A 22,848-nucleotide genomic window follows, 5' to 3' on the forward strand; every position below is an offset into this window, starting at 1 on the left:
CCCGCCTTCTCAAAATTGAGAAAACAACCCCATGCAAAGTAGAACGGGCCGCCGGCCAGGATGCCTTGAGCGGCGCCTATAGACCTCTACACGTCCCCGTACGCCGCTTCGGCCGGACGCGTGGCACGGCCGTAGCCCATGATCATGAATAGCGCGCCGATGATCGAGAGGTTCTTGAGCGCGTCGACCAGCACCTTGCCGTTGTCAGGCGGCGCCTGGTTCCAGAAATCATAGAACAGCACGGTCGCGACCGCGACGTAGACGATCAGCAGCATCGCGAAGAAGCGCGCGCCGAAATTCAGCGCGATCATCAGGCCGGCGATGATCTCGAGCGCGCCGACCGCGATCGCCAGCAGCTGCGGCGTGGTCTTGCCGGTCGCCTGCTCGGCTTGCTGGGCATAGGTTGCGACGATGTCTGGCACTGTGATCTTGCTGGCGATCATCTCGGCGGTGCCGGGAATATCGAGCAGCTTGGTCGCGCCCGTGTATATAAACAGCACGGCGAACAGGATCCGCCCGAAAGTCACGAACGCTGGCATGATCGGCCTCTTGGCAAAACTCTGAGCGCGAGACGCTTCAGGGGATTATGAAGTGTCCGTTCGCGGTTTACAAACGGGGAAATAGAGAACTGCAAGTTATTCAAAGTCGGCCGCGTTCTTCCCCTCTCCCCTTGTGGGCCCCTTGTGGGAGAGGGTGGCATAGGCGGCCTTCGGCCGCCGTCCTTAGAACGCCGATGCTTCGCATCGGCTATGGCGCAGCGGCGAGACGGGTGAGGGTATCTATCGGCACGGAAAACTCGCGAGATTTCGACTCGCGGAAACAACCCCTCATCCGGCGCTTCGCGCCACCTTCTCCCACAAGGGGAGAAGGATTTGCACCACCCGCGCGGCACCGGCTCGCTACGTAAACAACGTCGGCTGCTGCCGCGCTGCGCGCTCCTGCGCTTCCACCACCGCAACCGCTGTCATGTTGAGGATGCCACGTGCCGTAACGGACGGGGTGAGGATGTGGGCCGGACGCGCGGGGCCGATCAGGATCGGACCGACGGGCAGCGCGTCCGCGAGCGACTTGATCATCTGATAGGCGACGTTGGCCGTGTCGAGGCTCGGCATGAGCAGGATATTGGCTTCGCCCTCGAGCTTGGAGTGCGGCAGCACCATTTTTCGGGCGGCGGCCGAGAGCGCTGTGTCCCCCTGCATCTCGCCGTCGGCCTCGATCTCCGGATGCTTATCCTTCAACAGCTGAGTCGCCCGGCGCATCTTGCGCGAGGACTCGGTGTCGTAGCTGCCGAAATCCGAATGCGAGACGAAAGCGATCTTCGGCTTGATGTTGAAACGCTGAACGTGGACCGCTGCCAGCGAAGCGATCTCGGCAAGCTCCTCCGCGCTCGGATTGGGGCGCACCTGCGTGTCGGCGATGAAAAACGCGCCCTTGCTGGTGATCAGAAGCGCCAGCGCAGCGTAGTCGCTGACGCCCGGGAAAAAGCCGATGATCTCGCGGACATGGCGCAGATGGCTCATGTAGCGGCCCTCGACGCCGCAGAGCATGGCGTCCGCCTCCCCGCGCACCACTGCGAGCGCCGCGATCACCGTATTGTTGGTACGCACCACCGTGCGCGCCGCGTCCGGCGTCACGCCGCAGCGGCCGGCGACCTCGACATAGGACTGCACATAGGAGCGATAGCGCGGATCGTCCTCGGGATTGATGAGATCGAAGTCCTTGCCGGCCCGGATCGAGAGACCGAAGCGCTTGATGCGCGCCTCCACCACCGACGGACGGCCGACCAGGATCGGCCGCGCCACGTTCTCCTCGAGCACCACCTGCGTGGCGCGCAGCACGCGCTCGTCCTCGCCTTCGGCGTAGATCACCCGCACCGGCTGGGTCTTGGCCTTGGCGAACATCGGCTTCATGACCAGGCCGGAGCGGAAGGCGAAGCGCTCGAGCAGCGCGGTGTATTCGTCGAAGTTGGTAATGGGCCGCGTCGCGACGCCCGACTCCATTGCGGCCTTGGCCACGGCCGGCGCGATGCGTAAAATCAACCGTGGATCAAATGGGCTCGGGATCAGCGAGCCCGGGCCGAACCCTTGTGTCTCGCCGGTGTCAAACCCCTGCGCCACCGCATCCGACGGCGCCTCGCGTGCAAGCTGGGCAATGGCCTCGACGGCGGCGTGCTTCATCTCCTCGTTGATCGCGGTGGCGCCGACGTCGAGCGCGCCGCGGAAGATGAAGGGAAAGCAGAGGACGTTGTTGACCTGGTTGGGAAAGTCGGAGCGCCCGGTGCAGATCATGGCGTCCGGGCGCGCCTTGCGCGCCTCCTCCGGCATGATCTCCGGCGTCGGGTTCGCGAGCGCCATGATCAAGGGCTTGTCGCCCATCGCCTTTGCCATCTCGGGCTTGAGTACGCCCGGCGCCGAGAGGCCGATGAAGATGTCGGCGCCGCCGATCACGTCGCCGAGCGTGCGGTTGTCGGTCTTCTGCGCATAGACCGCCTTCCAGCGATCCATCGTGGTGTTGCGACCCTCATGCACGAGGCCGTCGATGTCGCAGACCCAAATGTTCTTGCGCTGTGCCCCCATCGACACCAGGAGGTTCAGGGTTGCGATCGCTGCGGCCCCTGCCCCCGACGCCACGATCTTGACGTCCGACAGCTTCTTGCCGTTCAGCCGCAGACCGTTGGTGATGGCGGCTGCAACGATGATCGCGGTGCCGTGCTGGTCGTCATGGAAGACCGGGATCTTCATGCGCTCCTTCAGCTGCGCCTCGATCTCGAAACATTCCGGTCCGCGGATGTCCTCGAGATTGATGCCGCCGAAGGTCGGCTCGAGCGCCGCCACCGTCTCGACCACGCGGTCGATGGTATCAGCCGCGATCTCGATGTCGAACACGTCGATACCGGCGAATTTCTTGAACAGGACCGCCTTGCCTTCCATGACAGGCTTCGACGCGAGCGGACCGATATTGCCGAGGCCGAGCACCGCGGTGCCGTTCGAAACCACCGCGACGAGGTTGGAGCGGATCGTCAATGAGGCGGCTTCCGCCGGGTTCTTGGCGATCTCCATGCAGGCGGCGGCGACACCCGGAGAATAGGCAAGTGCGAGATCGCGCTGGTTGGCGAGCGGCTTGCTCGCCTGGATCTCGAGCTTTCCAGGGCGCGGCAGACGATGATAGGCCAGCGCCGCCTGGTGAAGATCATCAGAATAAGACGACATGCGGTCCCTCGCCTCGCGTTACCGGCCTCAAATTACGTTGTCCTGACCGGCCTGTCGCGGGTCGCGGTATTCCGGGTCATGGAAACGGGATGAAGCACGGCCGGCGCCCCGGTGGCAACATCCGATTGCGGCCCCATCAACAGGGCGGGCGGTCAAATATTTGAAAACCATAGCTTTCCCCGGACCGCACGGCGTTTCGCGAATATGGCAGGTTGCGCAGTGCAAAACGAGCAACTGGAGCTGGGAATGAAGCGGATCCTGATCGGCCTGATCTTACTCGCAGTGCTCGGAGCGGCCGGATGGTTCAGCTTCAATCTCTACGCAAAACATCGCGCCACCGCCGAGGTCGAGGCGGCGTTCGAGCAGATCCGCAAGCAAGGCGGCAAGGCGAGCCACGGCAAGATCGCATTCGATGCGATGAGCCGGACGCTGACGGTCGAGGATATCGCGATCACTCCCGGCAGCGAGTCGCAAGCGCAGATCAAGATCGCCGGCATCAAGGGCACGGGCGTTCGCTTCCTCGAAGAGACGCGCGTTTCGGCCGACAACGTCGACATCGCGGGGCTCGAACTTGCGCTGGGCGAAATTGGCCCGGCGAAGCTGAAAGGCTCATACAAGATTCCGCAACTGACCATGCGGGACTATGCCGGCCCTCTCAGCGCGCTGAAGGTGCCAACGGGCGGTTCATCGATCGACATGTACCGCTACGCGCTCGAACGATATGCCAGTGTGACGGCATCTTCGGTCACGGCCCCGACGCTGACCTTCACGTTCGATGGAGGCGGCGGTGCCGCCGGCAGCGGCGATATCTCCTATTCCGGGCTGGCGATCCAGAATCTGAAGCGGGGCAAGATCGACGCCATGAAGGCGGACCGCGTCAACTTCACGATCAACGTGCAGTCGGTGGGCAAGGCGGACAAGCTGACCGGCGAAATCTCCACCGTCGCCATCAATGATATCGACGTGACCGCGATGGCCGCCGCGCTCGATCCGCAGAAGGCGGGCGACGACAGCTATCACCGAGCCTACGGGCAGATCTCGACCGGACCATATGTGGCGACATCGACACCGGGCATACGGGTGCAGGTCGACGGGATCGCCATCGACGACATCGCGCTCCAGCCGTCGAAATTCCGGCTGGCCGAGGTCCTCGCGGTGCTGCCGGCCAGCGATCGCACGTCACTTCCGACGCCGGCGCAATCGCGCGAGATGATGGAGAAGCTCGCGCGATTCTATGAGGGTATTCGCGTCGGCAGGATCGACATCGGCAATCTGTCGATGACGACCCCGCAGGCAACGCCGAAGCTGAAGGCGATCAGATACCGGCAGGGCGAACTCGCCCTCGAAGGCCTCGATGCGCCCACGCCACAAGGCCAGATCAAGATGGAGCGCTTCGCCCTCAAATCGTTCAGCGTGGCGAACCTGCTGCGTCGGGCGGCAGGCTTCTCCGATCCCGGCCAGCGGCCCTCGCCCGATCAGATGCTGGGCCTGTTTCGGGTGCTCGACGGCGCCGAGATCAAGGGCGTCGTCGCGCCTTTCAAGAACACCGACAAGCTGGTTACAATCGACACGCTGAGTGTGGATTGGGGGCAGCTGGTCGGCTCGATCCCGACCAAGGCGCATGTCGTCGCCAAAATGGTCACGCCGATCGATCCATCCGATCCGAAGCAGCTTCCATTGATCGCCGGCGGCATCGACAAGCTCGCGATTGACCTTGATCTCGGCGCGGGGTGGACCGAGTCGTCCAACAGCTTCGTGCTGGCCCCGGCGACCCTCGACATCGGAGGGATCGCAACAGCGAAATTACGCATCGCACTCGGCAACGTGCCGCGCGAGGTGTTTTCGTCCGATCCCGCCCAGCTTTTGGGTCAGGCGGCCCGGATTGAGGCTGTCGCGCTCGAATTCTCAGTGCGCGACAATGGCTTCGTCGACTTCGCTGTGACGCAGAATGCGCGAGGACGAAATGTCAGCCGCGACGCCGCGCGCCAGACCCTCGTCGACAGCGTCAGGGCGGACCGAGCGGACGTCGCCGCCGCCAATCCGGAGGCGGGCACGGCGGTGGATGCGATCGCAAGCTTCATCGAGACGCCGGGCCAGACGCTCGTCATCAAGGTCACGCCGCGCGCCAACGTGCCGCTGATGCAATTGATGCAGCTCTTCAATGCCGACCCGGAGGGCACGCTGGCGCAATTCAAGATCGAGGCGTCGACGGGACTGTAAAGCGTATCCCTGCGCAAGGGGTGGCAATTGAACTAGCGAAAATCCCTCCCCGTCATTGCGAGCGCGGCGAAGCAATCCAGAATCTTTCCGCGGATGGACTCTGGATTGCTTCGCCGCGCTCGCAATGACGACGCGGAGAGAGCTGACACAATATCAGCCGGATCGCCCCGCGGAGAGTCCCCCTCACCCGCCTCGCATCTTCGATGCGATGCGGCCTCTCCCCGCACGCGGGGAGAGGCGAAGATCATCACTTCTGCGGCAGATTCACCCGCACGTGCAGCTCGCGGAGCTGCTTGGTCGTTGCTTCCGATGGTGCGCCCATCAGCAGGTCCATGGCCTGCTGGTTCATCGGGAACAGCGAGATCTCGCGCAAATTGTTGGTCCCGCACAGAAGCATCACGATGCGGTCGACGCCCGCGGCCATGCCACCGTGCGGCGGCGCGCCGTACTGGAAGGCGCGGTACATGCCGCCGAAACGCTCGACCACTTCCTGCTCGCCATAGCCTGCGATCTCGAACGCCTTCACCATGGCTTCCGGCACATGGTTGCGGATGCCGCCCGAGGCGATCTCGTAGCCGTTACAGGTGATGTCGTACTGGAACGCCTTGATGGTCAGCGGGTCCTGGCCCTTCAACGCATCAAGGCCGCCCTGCGGCATCGAGAACGGGTTGTGCGAGAAGTCGACCTTCTTGTCCTCCTCGTTGTACTCGTACATCGGGAAGTCGACGATCCAGGCGAGCTCGAACCGCTCCTTGTCGGTGAGGTTCAACTCCTCGCCGACCTTGTTGCGGGCGAGCCCTGAGAACTTCCAGAACTTGTCGGGATCGCCGGCGACGAAGAAGGCGGCATCGCCTTCCTTGACGCCGAGCTGCGCGCGGATTGCAGCGGTGCGCTCCGCTCCGATATTGTTCGCAAGGGGACCGGCGCCCTCGCCGCCTTCGCGCCACATGATGTAGCCGAGGCCAGGCTGGCCTTCGCCCTGCGCCCACGAGTTCATGCGGTCGCAGAAGGCGCGCGAGCCGCCGCCCGGTGCCGGGATCGCCCAGACCTGGTTCTTGGGATCCTCCAGCATGCGCGCGAACACCTTGAAGCCGGAGCCGCGGAAGTGCTCGGAGACGTCCTGCATCTCGATGGGATTGCGCAGGTCCGGCTTGTCGCTGCCGTATTTGCGCAAGGCTTCCGCGAACGGAATCCGGCGCCAGCCCTTCGTCACCGGCTTGCCCTTGCCGAACTCCTCGAACACGTCGGTGATGACAGGCTCCATCGCCGCGAACACGTCCTCTTGCGTGACAAAGCTCATCTCGACGTCGAGCTGGTAGAACTCGCCCGGCAGGCGGTCGGCGCGCGGGTCCTCGTCGCGGAAGCAGGGCGCGATCTGGAAATAGCGGTCGAAGCCGCTCATCATGAGCAGCTGCTTGTACTGCTGCGGCGCCTGCGGCAGCGCGTAGAACTTGCCGGGATGGATCCGCGACGGCACCAGGAAGTCGCGCGCGCCTTCCGGCGAGGACGCGGTCAAGATCGGGGTGTTGAACTCGAAGAAGCCCTGCCCCTTCATGCGGCTGCGCATGGAATCGATGATCGCGATGCGGGTCATGATGTTCTGGTGCAGCTTCTCGCGACGCAGGTCGAGGAAGCGGTACTTCAGGCGGATGTCTTCAGGATATTCCTGGTCGCCGAACACCGGCAGCGGGAGGTCGCCGGCAGGTCCCAGCACCTCGATCTCGCTGACGTAGATCTCGACCTTGCCGGTCGGCAGATCGTCATTGTCGGTGCCTTCGGGGCGGCGGCGGGCCTTGCCGTCCATTCGCACCACGAATTCCGAGCGCAGCTTCTCGGCCAGCGAGAATGCCGGCGAGTCCGGGTCGACCACGCACTGGGTCAGGCCGTAATGGTCGCGCAGGTCGATGAACAGCACGCCGCCATGGTCGCGAACGCGATGGACCCAGCCCGAGAGGCGAACCGTTTCGCCGATGTTGCCCTCGCGGAGATCGCCGCATTTATGTGACCGGTAGCGATGCATGGTCGTCCCAAATTCAATGTCGGAGGGGTCGAATCGAGTAGGCCAAAATGACCTAGCCGAAGTGCGGCAGGGTTTACCCGACGAGGCCGAGGGCGGCAACCAAGGGAACGGCCTGTTTTGGGCCCGAAGTACCCATTTTTGCTCCCTCGCGGCCGGGACCTTTGCCGATGGGTGTTCCAGGCCTATCTTGAGGCCATGACAGTCCATTTCCCGTTCCAGAACTCCTATGCGGCGCTGCCGGCGAACTTTTTTGCCCGCGTCGCGCCGACTCCGGTGGCGGCCCCCCGGCTCATCAAGCTGAACCGGCCGCTGGCCGTCCAGCTTGGGCTCGATCCGGACCTTTTGGAGAGCCCGGAAGGTGCGGAAATCCTGGCCGGGAAGCGCGTCCCCGAGGGTGCCGACCCCATCGCCATGGCCTATGCCGGCCACCAGTTCGGGCAGTTTGTTCCCCAGCTTGGCGACGGAAGGGCGATCCTGCTCGGCGAGGTCATTGACTGGGACGGCGTCCGCCGCGACATCCAGCTCAAGGGCTCGGGCCCCACCCCATTCTCCCGCCGCGGCGACGGCCGCGCCGCGCTCGGCCCGGTGCTGCGCGAATACATCGTCAGCGAAGCGATGTTCGCGCTAGGCATCCCGACCACGCGCTCACTCGCCGCTGTCGTCACCGGCGAGCGCGTCATCCGCGAGACCGCGCTGCCCGGCGCGGTGCTGACCCGCGTTGCCTCGAGCCATATTCGCGTCGGAACTTTCCAGTTTTTTGCGGTTCGCCGCGACACCGACGCGATCCGCCAACTCGCCGACCATGTCATCGCCCGCCATTATCCGGAGCTGCTCAGCGTCGAGCGCCCCTACCACGCGCTCCTCGCCGGCGTCGTCGCGCGCCAAGCCGATCTCGTCGCGCGCTGGCTGCTGGTCGGCTTCATCCATGGCGTGATGAACACCGACAACTGCTCGATCTCCGGCGAGACCATCGATTACGGCCCCTGCGCCTTCATGGATACCTACGATCCCGCACAGGTGTTTTCCTCGATCGACGAGATGGGCCGCTACGCCTATGCCAACCAGCCGCGCATCGCGCTGTGGAATCTGACCCGGCTCGCCGAGTGCCTGTTGCCGCTGTTCGGCGAGGAGCAGGAGAAAGCGATCGAACAGGCGCAGGAAATTCTGGGCGGATTTCCGGACATTTTCAGCAAGGCCTATCAGGCCGGCCTGCGTCGCAAGATCGGCCTGTTCACCGAACGCGACGGCGACGAGGCGCTGAACCAGGACCTGCTCGACGCGATGGCGAAGAACCAGGCCGATTTTACTCTCACCTTCCGCAGACTCGGCGATGCGGCCGGTGACGCGGCAGCCGACGAGCCCGCGCGCGCGCAGTTCATGGACCCCGCAGTCTTCGATGAATGGGCCAAGCGCTGGCGCGAGCGCACGGCTTTGGAGCCGCAGACCGCGGCCGAGCGGCGGACTGCGATGAACGCCGTCAACCCGCTCTTCATCCCGCGCAACCACCGCGTCGAAGCCGTCATTCAGGCGGCAGTGAACAACGACGACTATGCACCGTTCGAGGAATTGGTGAAGGTGCTGGCCAAGCCCTACGCCGACCAGCCGGACTATGCAGCCTACGCCGATCCGCCGCTGCCGGATCAGCGTGTGTTGCAGACGTTCTGCGGGACGTGAACCAGCTCTAGCTGAGGAACCCGGCACAACTCGAAGTGGGCCTCGCGGTGGTGGATTACGCCATCGCCGCGAGATCGGCCGATCCGCGTCCTGCTGACTAGCTGTGGACGCGCTTCGCTCTTGGAACCGCTGTCATCAAACTGAAACACTCGCACTCTAACGGCCTGTCAGGGCCGTCTTGCCGGAGGCGCCCATCCTCCAACAGTCCCGACACAGCGCCCCATGCCGTTCAAATTCATCCACCTCACCGACACGCATCTCGCAGGCCCCGGACAAAAGCTCTATGGCCTCGATCCGCGCGCCCGGCTCGATGCCGCGATCGCCGACATCAACAAGCACCACATCGACGCCGCTTTCGCGGTCGTGACCGGCGACCTCACCCATTGGGGCGAGCCTACGGCTTATGCCAATTTCGCCGAGGCGATGGCGGCGCTGAAAATTCCCTACATCGCCATGGTCGGCAATCACGACCGCCGCGTTGCCTGCCTCGACGGCCTGAAGGCCGCGCCGCGTGATTCAAACGGCTTCGTGCAGGGCACCCGAACCACCGAGCACGGCCTGTTGGTCTTCCTGGACACGCTGGACGAGACCAGCCACGCCGGCGAGATGTGCGCCAAGCGCCTCGGCTGGCTCGAAAGCACGCTCGCCGCCGCACCGGCCGATATGCCGTTCGTCGTGTTCATGCATCATCCGCCGTTCCCGGTCGGCGTTCACGCCATGGACGAGATCTCGCTTGCGCAGAGCGCCGAATTCGCCGAGGTGATCGCGCCCTATCGTCCCCGCATCCGCCACCTCTTTTTCGGCCATGTGCACCGGCCGATCTTCGGCAGCTACGGCAAGATTCCCTTCTCCACCCTGCGCGGCACCAACCACCAGGTCTGGTTCGAGCTCGATGCGAGCGCGCCGCACCTGGCGAGCCACGAGCCGCCCGCCTATGGCGTGGTGCTGATCGATCAGGAGAACCTGGTCGTGCACAGCCACGACTTCCTCGACACCAGCCTGCGGTTTCCCTTTGCGGCGCCTGAGGGAATGAACGATCGCGACTATGCGCTCAATTTCGCGGCCCGGTGAGATGAGCCTCGCCGAACCCACGGCGCTCCCGGTCACGACATCAGTATCGCCGCGGCTCCACATCCTGAAGCGGTTCACGACCGGCTTCAAAGCCTCGCTGCCGGCCTATCTGCTGCTGCTGCCTTCGCTGGTCTTTCTTGCGCTGTTCACCTATGGCGCGATGGGGCGCGTGCTCATCGACGCGCTCTACCAGCGCGCCACGCCGAAGGCACCGGTCCGCTTCGTCGGCCTCGACAACATCGGCGCGGTGCTTGCGGACTCCGCCTTCACCGGCGCGGTCGTCAATAACCTGATCTACGCCGTCGGCACGGCGATCCCGAGCATCGCGCTTGCGCTGTTGTTCGCGCTGGCGCTGTCGCGCACCAACGCCGTGACCAGCGTGCTGCGCGCCGCACTGTTCCTGCCGGTGCTGATCCCGATGGTCGCGGCCTCCGCGCTGTTCCTGTTCATCTTCCTGCCCAATGTCGGGCTGCTCGATTACTACATCGGCCGGCTGCTTCCGGTGCTGCCGAACTGGCTCGGCGATTCCGACATCGCACTTTACGCGATCATGATCATCACGATCTGGAAGAATGCCGGCTACTACATGCTGTTCTTCCTGGCCGGCCTTCAGGCCGTGCCCGAGGACGTGATGGAAGCGGCGCATCTCGACGGCGCCGGGCCGTTCCAGCGGCTGCGCCACATCATCCTGCCGGAGCTCAAGCCCACCTTCCTGTTCGTCACGGTGATCGCAACGCTCAATGCGGTGACGCAGGTCGACCACGTCTTCGTCTTGACCCAGGGCGGCCCATCGAACGCCACCAATCTCGTGCTGTTCTACATCTACCAGCAGGCAGTCGAGCATTACGACATCGGCAAGGCTTCGGCGGCGACGCTGCTGACGCTGGCGGCGCTGATGGGCCTCACCGCGCTCTCCTTCCGCACCATGGCGAACCGCGAGGGCGGGGCATGAGGCTGTTCGACGCGCTGTTCAAGGATGCGCCGCTCGCCACCCGCGGCGAGATCACGCCAAAGCTCGGTTTTGCGCTGACCGTGCTGCTCGCGATCGTCTGGCTCATCCCGTTCCTGTGGATGGGCGTGGCGACGCTGCGGCCCGCTTCGGACGGCATCAACACCATGGCTGAGCTGATGCCGAGCCTGAAGCCCACGCTCGACAACATCAGGGATGCCTGGGAGATCGGCGACTTCCCGCGCTACACCCTCAACACCACCATCATCTGCACCGGCATCCTGCTGGTGCAATTCGTCACGATCACGCTGGCGGGCTTTGCGTTCGCGCGCCTCGCCTTCGCCGGCAAGACGCTGATCTTCTACCTGTTCCTGATGCAGCTCATGCTGGTGCCGGTGCTTCTGATCGTGCCGAATTTGAGCCTGGTGGCGCAGCTCGGCCTCTATGACACGCTCGCCGGCGTGATGATGCCCTTCTTCGCCTCTGCCTTCGGCACCTTCCTGATGCGCCAGGCTTTTGAAGCCATCCCCACTGAGCTCGAAGACGCAGCCCTGATCGATGGCGCCAGCCTGTTTCAGCGCATCCGCCACATCTACGTGCCGCTGTCGATGCCGAGCTTCTCGGCCTTCGCCATAATCTCCGTGACCAGCCACTGGAACGACTTCCTGTGGCCGCTGATGGTGATCAATTCGCCGGACAAGCGTCCGCTCACGGTTGGGCTGTCCGTGTTCACCAAGACGGCCGAAGGCACGCAGGCCTGGGGCACCATCGCCGCCGGCACGCTCATGGTGATCGCGCCGCTGCTTATCACCTTCCTGATCTTCCAGAAGCGCTTCATCAGCTCTTTCGTCACCTCAGGCATCAAATAGGAGATTTCTCGATGCTGTTTTCCCGCAGGCTCATGCTCGGCCTCGCCATCGCAGGTACCATGGCAGGCGCCCTCGCCTTCCCGGCGCAGGCCGAAGGCCCGACCGAGATCGATTTGTTCTTCCCCGTTCCGGTCGACGGCAAGCTCGCCCGCGACATGGGCACCCTGATCAAGGAGTTCAACGAGACCCATCCCGCGATCAAGGCGACTGCCGTCTACACCGGCTCCTATGACGACACGCTGATCAAGACGCGCGCCTCGATCAAGGCTGGCAAGCCGCCGGCCGCCGTGATCATGTCGGCCAACTTCCTGCTCGACATGCAGATCGAGAACGAGCTGACCAATCTCGATTCCCTGATCGCCGCCGACGGCACCAGCAAGGACCAGTTCCTCGGCCAGTTCTTCCCGGCGCTGCAGGGCAACGCGGTGATCAGCCGCTCCGTCTACGGCGTGCCGTTCCACAATTCGACGCCGCTGCTCTACATCAATGCCGACCAGGCCAAGGAAGCCGGCCTCGACCCGAATAAGCCGCCGCAGACCTGGGCAGAGCTCACCGACTGGGCCAAGAAGCTCACCAAGCGCGAGGGCGACAAGGTCACGCGCTGGGGCATCGCCATTCCCTGCGCCTATGACTATTGCGGCTGGATGATGGAGACGCTCACCATGACCAATGGCGGGCGCTACTACAACGAGGAGTTCGGCGGCGAGGTCTATTACGACACCCCCTCGATGCAGGGCGCGCTGACCTGGTGGAACGACCTCATCGCCAAGCACAAGGTGCATCCGCCCGGCGCGACCCCCGGTCCGGCCGTCAGCACCTCCTTCATCTCCGGCAATGCCGCGATGATGATGCTGTCGACGGGCTCGCTGACCTATGTGCGCGACAACGCCAAGTTCGCCTACAAGGTCGCCTTCATCCCGCGCAACGTCCGCAACGCCGTGCCGATCGGCGGCGCCTCGCTGATCATTCCGGCAGGGCTCGAGGCCGACAAGCAGAAGGCCGCCTGGACGCTGATCAAGTGGATGACCTCGCCCGAGAAGAGCGCCTGGTGGAGCCGCGCCACCGGCTATTTCGCGCCGAACATGGCCGCCTACAAGACGCCTGATATGGTCGACTTCCTGAGCAAGAACCCGGACGCCAAGACCGCCGTCGAGCAGCTCGACGTCGCCAAGCCGTGGTTCGCGACCTACAAGACCGTGCCGGTGCGCAAGACGCTGGAGGACGAGGTGATGCTGGTCCTGAACGGCAAGAAGCAGCCCAAGGAGGCGCTCGTCGCCGCCCAGAAGGCCGCCGACGAACTGCTCAAGCCGTACAACGCGGAGACGGCGCTTAAGCTGCCGTAAGTGGCCTTCGTAGGGTGGGCAAAGGCGCACAGCGCCGTGCCCACCATTTGCGTCTCAACTTTGTTGAGCGATGGTGGGCACGCTTCGCTTTGCCCACCCTACGAGGCTACGGCCCCCGAAAGACGCGCGCTCAGATCGTCACCACGATCTTGCCGAACTGCTCGTTCGACTCCAGAAAACGATGCGCTTCGACGATCTCTTCGAACGGAAATGTTTTGGCGATGATTGGCATCAATGTGCCGTCTGACAGCCCGTCGAGGATGAACGCCTTTGCCTTCGCAAGGCGCGCGGGATCGCGGACGATCTCGTGCACGAGGTAGCCGCGCAGCGTCAGGCTCTTGCTCAACACGTTGAAGAGCGGAAATGGCGTCGGCTCGGGACTCAACCCGCCATATTCGATCAAGATACCACCCGGTGACATCGCCGCGGTCAGCGGCTCGAACGCAGGACCTCCGACCGCGTCAAACACCACGCGGACACCGTTGACACCGGCGATCTCCGCCAGCCGCGACCTGATGTCCTCTTCGTCCGAGGCTATGACGTCGGCGGCGCCGGCATCGAGCAAGGCGTGCCGCTTGGCCGAGGTCCGTGTCAGGGCGATCGGGACAGCACCGATCCGGTTCGCGATCTGAATTGCGGCAAGCCCAACACTGCTCGATGCCGCCGTGATGACGACGACCTCCCCTCTCGCGAGGCCTGCAATGTCGACCAGCGCGCCATACGCCGTGAGATATTGCATCCAAACCGCAGCAGCTGCCTCGAAGCCAAGCCCGGGCGGGTGCTTCACGACGAATTCGGCCGGAAAGGTGACGAGCTCGCCATAGGCCGGCCTTCGCACCGTCGAGACGGGCGGCACGATGCTGACGGCATCGCCCGGCGCAAAGCCCGCCATACCATCACCGACCGCCTCGACGATACCAGCGGCCTCAAGGCCAAGCCCTGAGGGAAATGTCGCCGTTTCGATATAGGTCCCCCTCCGCAACAGGGCCTCAGCCCGGTTCAGCCCGAGCGCCTTAACGCGGATCTGCACCTCGCCTCTTTCCGGCGGTGTCATATCGACGGTCTCGATACGCAGCACTTCGGGACCGCCATGCTGATGGAAGCGAACGACACGAGGCATGGAAAACTCCAAAACAAATGAACCGAATGGAGCTATGCCAAGGGCACCGCAGCCGATAAATCGCCTAGACGAGTGAACAGTCGAAACTAGGAGTTTCTAATGGACCGCCTGACCAGCATGGCCGTGTTCGTCAAGGCCGTCGATCTCGGCTCGTTCGCGGCCGCGGCCGACGCCTTCGAGATGTCAGGACCAATGGTCGGCAAGCATGTGCGTTTCCTCGAAGAGCGCCTCGGCGTCCGCCTCCTCAACCGCACCACCCGGCGTCAAAGCCTGACCGAAGCCGGCCAGGTCTATTACGAGCGCTGCCGGGCCGTGCTCAGCGAAGCCGAAGCGGCCGACGCCGTCGCGTCCGACGCGCTTTCCGAGCCGCGCGGCCGACTGCGCGTGACCATGCCCGCTCTGCTGGGACGGCACTGCATCGCCCCCTTGTTGATGAAGCTGGCGCGCAAATATCCGCGTCTCGAGCTCGATCTCTCCTTCGGCGATCCGATCGCAAACATCGTCGAGACCGGCTACGATCTCGCGATCCGAACCGGCGATCTCGACGACCAATCCGGCCTGATCGCGCGGCGCATCGCGCGACAGCGCATGGTGGTGTGCGGCTCGCGGTCCTACTTGCGGGCCAACGGCAGGCCGAAATCGATCGACGATTTGGCCGAGCACCAGGCGATCATCTACCGCCGCTCCGGGCGCGTCCGGCCGTGGCTATTTCCGCGAGAGGCCCTGTCTCCGCAGGACTTGCCTCCGCGCGAGGTGACGCCGACCGGAAGGCTCAGGCTCGACGATCTCGAAGCGATCGCGGACGCCGCAACGCAGGGCATGGGCCTCGCCTGGCTGCCTTACTGGCTGATCCGCGAACGCCTTCGCAGCGGTGCGCTCATCAGTCTGTTCGAACGACAGCCCGAATTCCTCTACGACTGCCACGCGCTCTGGCCCCGTTCGCCCCGGATGCCGCCAAAGGTTCGCGCGGCCGTCGACGTCTTGGCGGCAGCATTGCCGAAGCTCATGACCTAAGGCCGGATGTCATTTGGGCCTCGTTAACCCTCTGTCCACCATCCGGCCGGTCCCACCGCCGGTAACCACGACAATTAACAGACCCTCAACGCGCCCCCGACAAGTCTAACGGTCTTTCGGGGGATCTTGCCGTGGATTTGTTGGTTTTCGAGTTCCTGGGACTGGCGCTGGTCGCCATGTGCGTAATCGTGGTGGCACTGCCCTGCGCCCGAAAACCCTCGCAGCGGGTCCGCTACGAATAGCATTTCGCTGGAAAAGGACGATTTCGGCCCAAATGCAGGGCTCGAATTTGCATCGAGCCCCTTGACATCACAGCGCTTTCGGCAGAACGGCTGATAGACGTGTCAAGGGCCGTTCATGGATTTGATTACCACCACCGCTGACCTGGCGGCTGCCTGCAGCCGGCTGGCCAAGCACCCCGTCATTACCGTCGATACCGAGTTTCTGCGCGAAACCACCTATTACCCGCTGTTATGCGTGGTGCAGATGGCAAGCGCGGAAGAAGCCATCGTCATCGACACTTTGGCTGCGGGCATCGACCTCAAGCCGTTCTTCGAGCTGATGGCCAATGAGAGCGTGCTCAAGGTGTTCCACGCCGCCCGGCAGGACATCGAGATCATCTGGCACCAGGCGGGCATCATCCCGCACCCGGTGTTCGACACCCAGGTCGCCGCCATGGTGCTCGGCTATGGCGACAGCATCGCCTACGACCAGCTCGTCGAGAAGGTCACCGGCCACCGGCCGGACAAGACCCACCGCTTCACCGACTGGTCGCGCCGGCCGCTGAGCAAGGAGCAGATGCACTACGCGGTGTCCGACGTCACCCACCTGCGCGACGTGTTCGCCGCGCTCGACGCCGACCTCAAGAAGCGACGGCGCAGCGAATGGGTCTCGATCGAGATGGAGGTCCTGACCTCGCCCAAGACCTACGACTTCCATCCCGAGCGTGCCTGGGAACGGCTGAAGACGCGGGTGCGCAAGCCGAAGGACCTCGCGGTGCTGATGGAGGTGGCTGCCTGGCGCGAGCAGGAGGCGCAGAGCCGCGATGTGCCGCGCGGCCGCGTGCTGCGCGACGAAGCCATCAGCGACATCGCAACCCACGCCCCGAACACGATCGAGAAGCTTGCCCATCTGCGCTCGGTGCCGAAGGGTTTCGAGAAGTCCAAATGGGGCGCGGACATCGTCGCGGCGGTCGAGCGCGGACTAGCACGGGACTTGTCCACGCTGCCAAAGCTGGACAAGCCGCGCAACAATTCTAACGGCGCAGCCATCGTCGAGCTGCTGAAAGTGCTGCTGCGGATGACTGCGGAGAAGCACGCGGTGGCGAGCAAGGTGATCGCGACAGTCGACGATCTTGAGGAGATCGCCGCCGACGACGAGGCCGATGTGCCGGCCCTGCGCGGCTGGCGCCGCGAGCTGTTCGGCGAGGCCGCCCTCAAACTCAAGCGCGGCGGGCTGGCACTGGCGATCGAAAGGGGTCGCGTGATCGGGGTCGAGCGGGCATAGCGGTCTAAGCGGTGGGAGGTTGGGCACCATCGCCCCACATCGTCATTGCGAGCGCAGCGAAGCAATCCAGAATCTTTCTGCGGATGCAGTCTGGATTGCTTCGCTGCGCTCGCAAAGACGGAGTTTGAGGCCCTGACTCTCCCCTACGCCGGGGTCAGCTTGGCCACCTCGCCCTTCATATCATCCAGCACACCCGAGATCGCGGCGACGAGGTCGTCGACTTGAGCCTTGGTGACGATCAGCGGCGGGCAGATGGCGATGGCGTCGAGCATGTTGCGCGAGATCACGGCGCGCTCCTGGAGCATGCGGCTGGCGATGCCGCCGACGGCACCCGGCGTCGCCGCCGCAGTCTTGCGCTGCTTGTCGAGCACGAGCTCGATGGCTGCGATCATGCCGACGCCGCGGACCTCGCCTACCAGTGGATGGCTGGCGAGATCGCGCAGTCTGCCTTGCATGTAAGCACCGAGCTCGGCGGCATGCGCGACCAGGCCGCGCTCCTCGATGATCTTGAGGTTCTCCAGCGCAATGGCCGAGCCGACGGGATGCCCGCCCGCGGTGAAGCCGTGGCCGAGCACACCGATCTTGTTGCTCTCGTCCGCGATCGGCTCGAACATGCGGTCGTTCAGGAGGATCGCCGACAGCGGAAAATAGCTCGACGTGATCTGCTTGGAGACCACGATCGCGTCGGGCTTGATTCCATAGGTCTCGCAGCCGAACATCTTGCCGGTGCGGCCGAAGCCGCAGATCACCTCGTCGGCGATCAGCAGGATGTCGTACTTGTTCAAGACCTTCTGGATCTTGTCCCAATAGGTCGCCGGCGGCACGATGACGCCGCCCGCCCCCATTACCGGCTCACCGAAGAAGGCCGCGATCGTGTCCGGCCCTTCCTTCTGGATGAGCGCGTCGAGCTCCTCGGCCCGCCGCGTTGCGAACGCTTCCTCGCTCTCGCCCGGCGCGCCATCCTTGTAGAAATGCGGCGAGCCCGTGTGCAGGATGTTCGGCAGCGGCAGGTCGAACGAGCGGTGGTTGTTCGGCAGGCCGGTGAGGCTTGCCGAGGCGATGGTGACGCCATGATAGGCGCGCATGCGGCTGATCACCTTCTTGCGCCGCGGCTGGCCGAGCGTATTGGAGCGATAGGCGATCAGCTTCAGGACGGTGTCGTTGGCCTCCGAGCCGGAATTGGTGAAGAACACCTTGCTCATCGGCACAGGCGCCAGCGCCACCAGCTTCTCGGCGAGATCGATCGAGGGACCGTGCGATTTCGCGGAGAACGTATGATAGAATGGCAGCGCCTGCATCTGCCGGTGCGCTGCCTCGACCAGCCGCTTCTCATTGAAACCGAGCCCGACGCTCCACAGCCCTGCCATCGCCTCGAAATAGCGCTTGCCCGACGCATCGAACACGTAGGGCCCCTCGCCGCGCTCGATCACCAGCGGACCTGCCTGCTGGTGGGTGCGCGCGTTGGTGTAGGGGTGGAGCTGGTAGGCCACATCCCGGGCCTCTTGCGAATTGGGCAGCATGGACATTTGCGAGAATCCTTAAGTCGTCACGTAGCCGGCGTCATCACTTGGCTATTGCGAGAGTGGACAAGTTGCAACGCCAATTCGTCGGTAGCAAACGCCCAGCAGCGTTGCACAAAGCGGCACTCGTGAGTGCCAGGACTCAGGTTCAGACTCAGGTTCAGACTCAGGTTCAGCCTCAGGCTGCGCCGTCGTCATCCTCGCCGTCGGCAGCGTCAGCGGCTTCCCTCACCTCGACCAGTGCCATCGCAAGCAGATAGACCGTCGTGGGCAGGCCGACATGGCGCGCCCTCTCGACGGCGCGCGCCAGGTCGGCCGCCAGTTCCTTCAGCTCTTCGCCCCGCGACAATGTACCACCCTATCCATCCGCCGATCGCGTCCGCCTACACCGCGACGGCGCCGCTGGTCTTGATCAGTTCGGCGCTGGAATGAATTGTAGCAAAATTGCCGATGACATTCACCACTGCCTGCTTGTAGGCGGCCGGATCGCCTGCATTGGGCTGCCGGCACGCCACGGCGTCGCCGACGACTTGGTAGCGATGGCTGCGGTGAAACCCCTCGACCACCGTGGCCAGGATGGTCTCGTCCAGGGAAAAGCCCGCCAGCACGCAGCGCGCATTGCGGATATTGGACATGTAGTCCACGAACCGCGGCGAGCTGTAGGCCGACGGCAGCGGGTGCTCGAACGTCATCTCACCCGGCCGCGGCTTCGCCTCGGCAATCCAATCGGTCAGCCTCGATGCCGGATTGAACCATGCCGCCTGCGCGATGCGCTTCAAATGCATGACTGGCCAGAGACGGTCGCGCCACAGCGTCAGCAGCTCCAGGCAACGCGACGTGGCGGCGTCGCCATCGAGGATGACGTGGCGACGCCCCTGGGTGAGATATTCGACCTGGAGATCCGCGCAGACCAGGATTGGCGGATCGTCGTGAATGGAAACCAGCATTATCTTGTGCGCGGCTGCACCAGTTTCAACGACCGGCGAGCGCGACGTCCCTCAACGGTGACGTCACGGCCCTTCCCGCCGAGGCATCGAGCACCCCCGGCCGGTCCCAATCGCCCTCGGGGCGGATGATCACATAGGGATCGCTGTCCAGCGTAATCGCGTCCGGTCCCGGCTCTATCTCCAGCACCATCTCGGTGTAGGAGAAATCGGAGAAGGTGATCTTGCGGTTGTGGCCGAGCGGCTTGGCGCCGAAATGGGCCCAGAAGTCGACCAGTCGGTCCTGGGCCTGGCCGTAAATCTTGCGGAACCCTTTGCGCTTCACGTAATCGACGCTCGCCTGCACCAGCTTGAACGAGACGCGCGAGCGCCGATATTGATGGCGCACCGCGAGCCGCTCCACCTTGGCGAAATCGCCGAAGAAGCGCACCCGCAGGCAGCCCGCAGGCTCATTGCCGACGAAGCCGATGAAATGCGCGGCCACCATGTCGTTGCCGTCGAACTCCTCGTCGAACGGACAATCCTGCTCCGCGAGATAGACCGCGGAGCGGATGGCGGTGACGAGCATAAGATCGCTGGGATCGCGCGCAATCCTGATGCTGATGGCGCGGGAGTCCGGCTTGGCGAGAGGAATTCTAGTGCCGTGCATCTGCAAAACTCCTTGCTTGGATGATGGAGCCCGGCAAGCGCATCGGCCGCCGGTTCCAGGGCCGTTCGTAACACCAGAGGTCGGGTTGGAAACTCGGCACCGGTTCGAAGCCGGTCGCCCTCATGATGTCGCGTCCGGCCGCGGTCGAAGGCTGCGCATAGCAATCGGCGCTGCGAAACCGCGCCTGGCGCAGATGTGCAGCCGCCTTCCCGAGACCGGCGACGCCGCGCCCGGTCGCCGCGATCGCCCAGATGTAAACAGCGGCAACCTCCTCTGTCGCGGACGCGAGATAGCGGGTCTCGGGCGCGGTCAGGCAGATCTCGTCGAGCAGCAGCGCATCGTGTCCGCGATCGTTCAGAAACAAAAAGGCCATGCCGCCAAGCAGATCGCCCCTCCGACTGAAGGTCAGGATGCTCTGGGGATCGAAAATGAAGTATCTTGCAAGCTCCGCCGTCCCGAGCTGCACCCCCGGCACCAGGCGGCGGGCCATCTCGGAAAGCGCGTCAATTTCGGAAAATGCCGCGCACCTGACATCGATGTCCGGACTGAGCGGCAGCGCGTCGAAATCATGCCTTACGGCAAACCAGCCTCTTTCCATACCCATGCCGCCCCTCTATCTTTTGACGCTTTCGTGCCCCGCTTTGCCGAGGAGCTTAGCGGTTGGGGATCAGGAGTATGCAGCAACAATTGCACCGGGGTGCTGCGATGATGCAGCACCGTGAAGAAGCCCTGGGCGCGTCCTGGGACGATTTGAAACTGTTTTTAGCGTGCGCAAAATATAAAAGTTTCCGCAACGCCGCCGAGGAGCTCGGACAGACCAGCACCACCCTGATGCGCCGGATCGACCGGCTCGAGGAAAGCATCGGCTGCAAGCTGTTCTTGCGCGACCAGAGCGGACTGACGCTCAGCGACGAAGGCACGGCGATGATTGCCGACGTCGCGCACATGGAGCGTCACGCCTTCAACGTGTTTCGCCGCGCCTCGCGCTCCTCGAACGATACGGCCGGCACCGTGCGCATCGCGGTGACGGAAGGCCCCGGCAATTTCTGGATCCTGCCGCGGCTGATTGACTTCCAGAAGACCTACCGCAAGATCGCCGTCGATCTGCGCTGCGCCATGGAGCAGGCCGACGTCGCGCGCCTGGAATCAGATATCGCCATCCAGCTCGAGCCGCCCACCAATCCCGATCTTATCGTCGCCAAGCTCGGTCGTCTCCACATCTATCCCTTCGTCTCCAAGGAGTACGAAACCCTCTACGGCGTGCCGGCGACGCTTGCCGAACTGAAGAACCACAGGATCGTGAAGCAGACGGCGCCGCAGGTCGACGACACCGCCTATGCCCGCATCCTCGGACTGACATCGCTCGAAGGCATCGTCGCGATCAAGACCAACTCCTCGGTGGGCGCACTCTATGCGGTCGAGCGCGGCGCCGGCATTGGCTTCCTGCCAACGGTGTCGATCGCTCTCGGCGCCTCGCTCGTTGCGGTCGATCTCGGCGTCAGCCACCACGCCGATCTCTGGCTCACCTATCACAAGGAGTTTCGCGCCTCCGAGCGCCACAAGATCGTGGTCGAGTGGCTGAAGAAGATCTTCGATCCCAAGACCTATCCCTGCTTCCGCGACGAGTTCATTCATCCGGACGCGCTGGTGCCGATGATGACGGCCGCGCGCGATGGCTTTGGCCTGACCGGGTATGTTGCTGCGACGCCGGTGTAAGCAGGAGAGCTTCGCCTCACCACCGGTATTCGAAACCGACCGTGCCCTGATGCGACCTCAGCTCGTTGCGGAACTTGGCGTCGTAATTGACGTAGAGCCGCGCGGTGCTGGTCAGGCTGAGCGAGGCCGAGGCGCCAGCATCCATGCCGTAGCGGCTCTCGTCGATGCCAGGCACCACGATGCTCTCGGTTCCCAGGCTGACCTCGATAGCGCCCAGGTCCTGATAGAAATTGTCGACGAACTTGCCATAGGCTGACAAGTCCAGAATCTTCCGGCCGAAGATGAAGTAGCGCCCGATCTCGGCTCCGATCATGACGCGCGCGCGAGAGAGCGCAGTCGAGCCGACGTTCAACGGATCAAGTCCGCCGGTCTCCTGGAATGCCGCGCCGGTGGCGCGGACATATTCGAGCGCTCCCTTTGGCACGATCCGCATCTGATCCTTGGTCCAGTAATAGCTGATCTCGGTCAGCGCGCCGTCGATCGACGCACGATAGCCCGCCGTCGCCAGACCAAAGCCGGTGTCCCGGCTGGAACGCACCTTGCCGAAACCGTGCACCACCGCGAAAGCCCAGGTCCACGGCCCCTTGTCTACGGAGCCGTTGAAGCCGAGCTGGGTCAGGTCGAGCGTTGCCGACTGGAGCGCGAGCGGCACGTCGATGTCGGTGTGGCTCTGGTCGACGGAAAAGCCGATGTTGACGCCCGGCGCGAGCCGCGCGCCAAAGCCGGCGACGCCGCCAAAGGTCTTGCGCTTGTCGCCGACGAAATCACCCTGCGCATCGGACCGGACCGAGATGCCGTAGCCCTCGAACCAGGTGCGGTAGCGCGGATCCTCCGTGCTCTCGGACGCGCCGCCACCGCCCGGGTTGGTGCGGAATGCTCGATTGAAGCCGCCCGATGCCTGGTTGCCGAGCCGCTCCAAAAATCCCGAACCGAGATTGAGCGTGGCGTTACCGGCCGACCGGTCGTAATTGGCCGAGGACGAGGTCGGCGTCGGCATCGGGGTCGGGGTCGGGGTCGGCGTGGG

The 22,848-nt window shown here is 64.1% G+C and carries 19 protein-coding genes; 9 read left to right on the plus strand and 10 right to left on the minus strand.

The features are described 5' to 3' along the window. Nucleotides 1–86 precede the first annotated feature (86 nt). Both FXV83_RS19015 and FXV83_RS19020 read right to left on the minus strand, forming a co-directional pair. Nucleotides 87–539 carry a DoxX family protein gene (locus FXV83_RS19015; RefSeq protein WP_148740919.1) on the minus strand — a complete coding sequence of 151 codons (453 nt, stop codon included), beginning with the start codon at nucleotides 537–539 and terminating at the stop codon, nucleotides 87–89. A gap of 360 nt (nucleotides 540–899) precedes the next feature. Further along, entirely contained in the window at nucleotides 900–3,209 is a 2,310-nt protein-coding gene (locus tag FXV83_RS19020; protein WP_148740920.1) for an NADP-dependent malic enzyme, read from the minus strand. 246 nt (nucleotides 3,210–3,455) lie between these two features. Between FXV83_RS19020 and FXV83_RS19025 the strand changes: the two genes are divergently transcribed. Then, a complete protein-coding gene (locus FXV83_RS19025) occupies nucleotides 3,456–5,429 on the plus strand; it encodes a hypothetical protein (protein WP_187435998.1) in 1,974 nt (657 codons plus the stop codon). Nucleotides 5,430–5,676: 247 nt separating this feature from the next. Here the strand turns inward: FXV83_RS19025 and aspS are convergent, their stop codons facing one another. Beyond that, the gene (gene aspS, locus FXV83_RS19035) at nucleotides 5,677–7,449 is read right to left on the minus strand and encodes an aspartate--tRNA ligase (protein WP_148740923.1); all 1,773 of its coding nucleotides are present in this window, start codon (nucleotides 7,447–7,449) and stop codon (nucleotides 5,677–5,679) included. A gap of 195 nt (nucleotides 7,450–7,644) precedes the next feature. Between aspS and FXV83_RS19040 the strand changes: the two genes are divergently transcribed. The 5 genes from FXV83_RS19040 (at nucleotide 7,645) to FXV83_RS19060 (ending at nucleotide 13,355) form a co-directional block, all read left to right on the plus strand. Continuing rightward, nucleotides 7,645–9,123 carry a protein adenylyltransferase SelO gene (locus FXV83_RS19040; protein WP_148740924.1) on the plus strand — a complete coding sequence of 493 codons (1,479 nt, stop codon included), beginning with the start codon at nucleotides 7,645–7,647 and terminating at the stop codon, nucleotides 9,121–9,123. A 222-nt stretch (nucleotides 9,124–9,345) separates the two neighbouring features. After that, complete coding sequence (locus FXV83_RS19045) at nucleotides 9,346–10,194, plus strand: phosphodiesterase (protein ID WP_148740925.1); 849 nt, start codon at nucleotides 9,346–9,348, stop codon at nucleotides 10,192–10,194. Nucleotide 10,195: 1 nt separating this feature from the next. Continuing rightward, nucleotides 10,196–11,146, plus strand: coding sequence for a carbohydrate ABC transporter permease (locus tag FXV83_RS19050; RefSeq protein WP_187436002.1), 951 nt, complete (start codon nucleotides 10,196–10,198; stop codon nucleotides 11,144–11,146). Further along, nucleotides 11,143–12,012, plus strand: coding sequence for a carbohydrate ABC transporter permease (locus FXV83_RS19055; RefSeq protein WP_148740927.1), 870 nt, complete (start codon nucleotides 11,143–11,145; stop codon nucleotides 12,010–12,012). Before FXV83_RS19050 ends, FXV83_RS19055 begins: the two co-directional genes overlap by 4 nt. Nucleotides 12,013–12,023: 11 nt before the next feature. Then, the gene (locus tag FXV83_RS19060) at nucleotides 12,024–13,355 is read left to right on the plus strand and encodes an ABC transporter substrate-binding protein (protein WP_148740928.1); all 1,332 of its coding nucleotides are present in this window, start codon (nucleotides 12,024–12,026) and stop codon (nucleotides 13,353–13,355) included. Nucleotides 13,356–13,485: 130 nt separating this feature from the next. On the opposite strand, the gene FXV83_RS19065 is transcribed toward FXV83_RS19060, so the two are convergent. Beyond that, a complete protein-coding gene (locus FXV83_RS19065; protein WP_148740929.1) occupies nucleotides 13,486–14,475 on the minus strand; it encodes a zinc-dependent alcohol dehydrogenase family protein in 990 nt (329 codons plus the stop codon). Between the two features lie 99 nt (nucleotides 14,476–14,574). On the opposite strand from FXV83_RS19065, the gene FXV83_RS19070 reads away from it, so the two are divergent. Both FXV83_RS19070 and rnd read left to right on the plus strand, forming a co-directional pair. Continuing rightward, nucleotides 14,575–15,489, plus strand: a complete 915-nt coding sequence (locus FXV83_RS19070) for a LysR family transcriptional regulator (protein ID WP_148740930.1) — start codon at nucleotides 14,575–14,577, stop codon at nucleotides 15,487–15,489. A 357-nt stretch (nucleotides 15,490–15,846) separates the two neighbouring features. After that, nucleotides 15,847–16,995: a ribonuclease D gene (rnd, locus tag FXV83_RS19075; protein WP_148740931.1), complete on the plus strand. Its 1,149-nt coding sequence runs from the start codon at nucleotides 15,847–15,849 to the stop codon at nucleotides 16,993–16,995. A 143-nt stretch (nucleotides 16,996–17,138) separates the two neighbouring features. Here the strand turns inward: rnd and FXV83_RS19080 are convergent, their stop codons facing one another. From FXV83_RS19080 to FXV83_RS19095, 5 genes are all read right to left on the minus strand, one after another. Then, a complete protein-coding gene (locus FXV83_RS19080; RefSeq protein ID WP_148740932.1) occupies nucleotides 17,139–18,521 on the minus strand; it encodes an aspartate aminotransferase family protein in 1,383 nt (460 codons plus the stop codon). Between the two features lie 172 nt (nucleotides 18,522–18,693). Further along, on the minus strand, nucleotides 18,694–18,864 hold the full coding sequence (locus tag FXV83_RS42845; protein ID WP_187435999.1) for a hypothetical protein: 171 nt from the start codon (nucleotides 18,862–18,864) through the stop codon (nucleotides 18,694–18,696). 34 nt (nucleotides 18,865–18,898) lie between these two features. Beyond that, on the minus strand, nucleotides 18,899–19,462 hold the full coding sequence (locus tag FXV83_RS19085) for an isochorismatase family protein (RefSeq protein ID WP_148740933.1): 564 nt from the start codon (nucleotides 19,460–19,462) through the stop codon (nucleotides 18,899–18,901). Between the two features lie 25 nt (nucleotides 19,463–19,487). Continuing rightward, entirely contained in the window at nucleotides 19,488–20,108 is a 621-nt protein-coding gene (locus FXV83_RS19090; RefSeq protein ID WP_148740934.1) for a GNAT family N-acetyltransferase, read from the minus strand. Beyond that, nucleotides 20,095–20,712 (minus strand): hypothetical protein, encoded by a 618-nt coding sequence (locus FXV83_RS19095; RefSeq protein WP_187436000.1) that lies wholly within the window; start codon nucleotides 20,710–20,712, stop codon nucleotides 20,095–20,097. Before FXV83_RS19095 ends, FXV83_RS19090 begins: the two co-directional genes overlap by 14 nt. Before the next feature lie 71 nt (nucleotides 20,713–20,783). Between FXV83_RS19095 and FXV83_RS19100 the strand changes: the two genes are divergently transcribed. Continuing rightward, entirely contained in the window at nucleotides 20,784–21,824 is a 1,041-nt protein-coding gene (locus FXV83_RS19100) for a LysR family transcriptional regulator (protein ID WP_148740935.1), read from the plus strand. 16 nt (nucleotides 21,825–21,840) lie between these two features. Here the strand turns inward: FXV83_RS19100 and FXV83_RS19105 are convergent. After that, a partial coding sequence (locus tag FXV83_RS19105) for an autotransporter outer membrane beta-barrel domain-containing protein (RefSeq protein ID WP_235939868.1) occupies nucleotides 21,841–22,848 on the minus strand: 1,008 nt, incomplete at its 5' end.

It is taken from the genome of Bradyrhizobium hipponense, assembly GCF_008123965.1.
GTDB classification, from domain to species: Bacteria; Pseudomonadota; Alphaproteobacteria; order Rhizobiales; family Xanthobacteraceae; genus Bradyrhizobium; species Bradyrhizobium hipponense.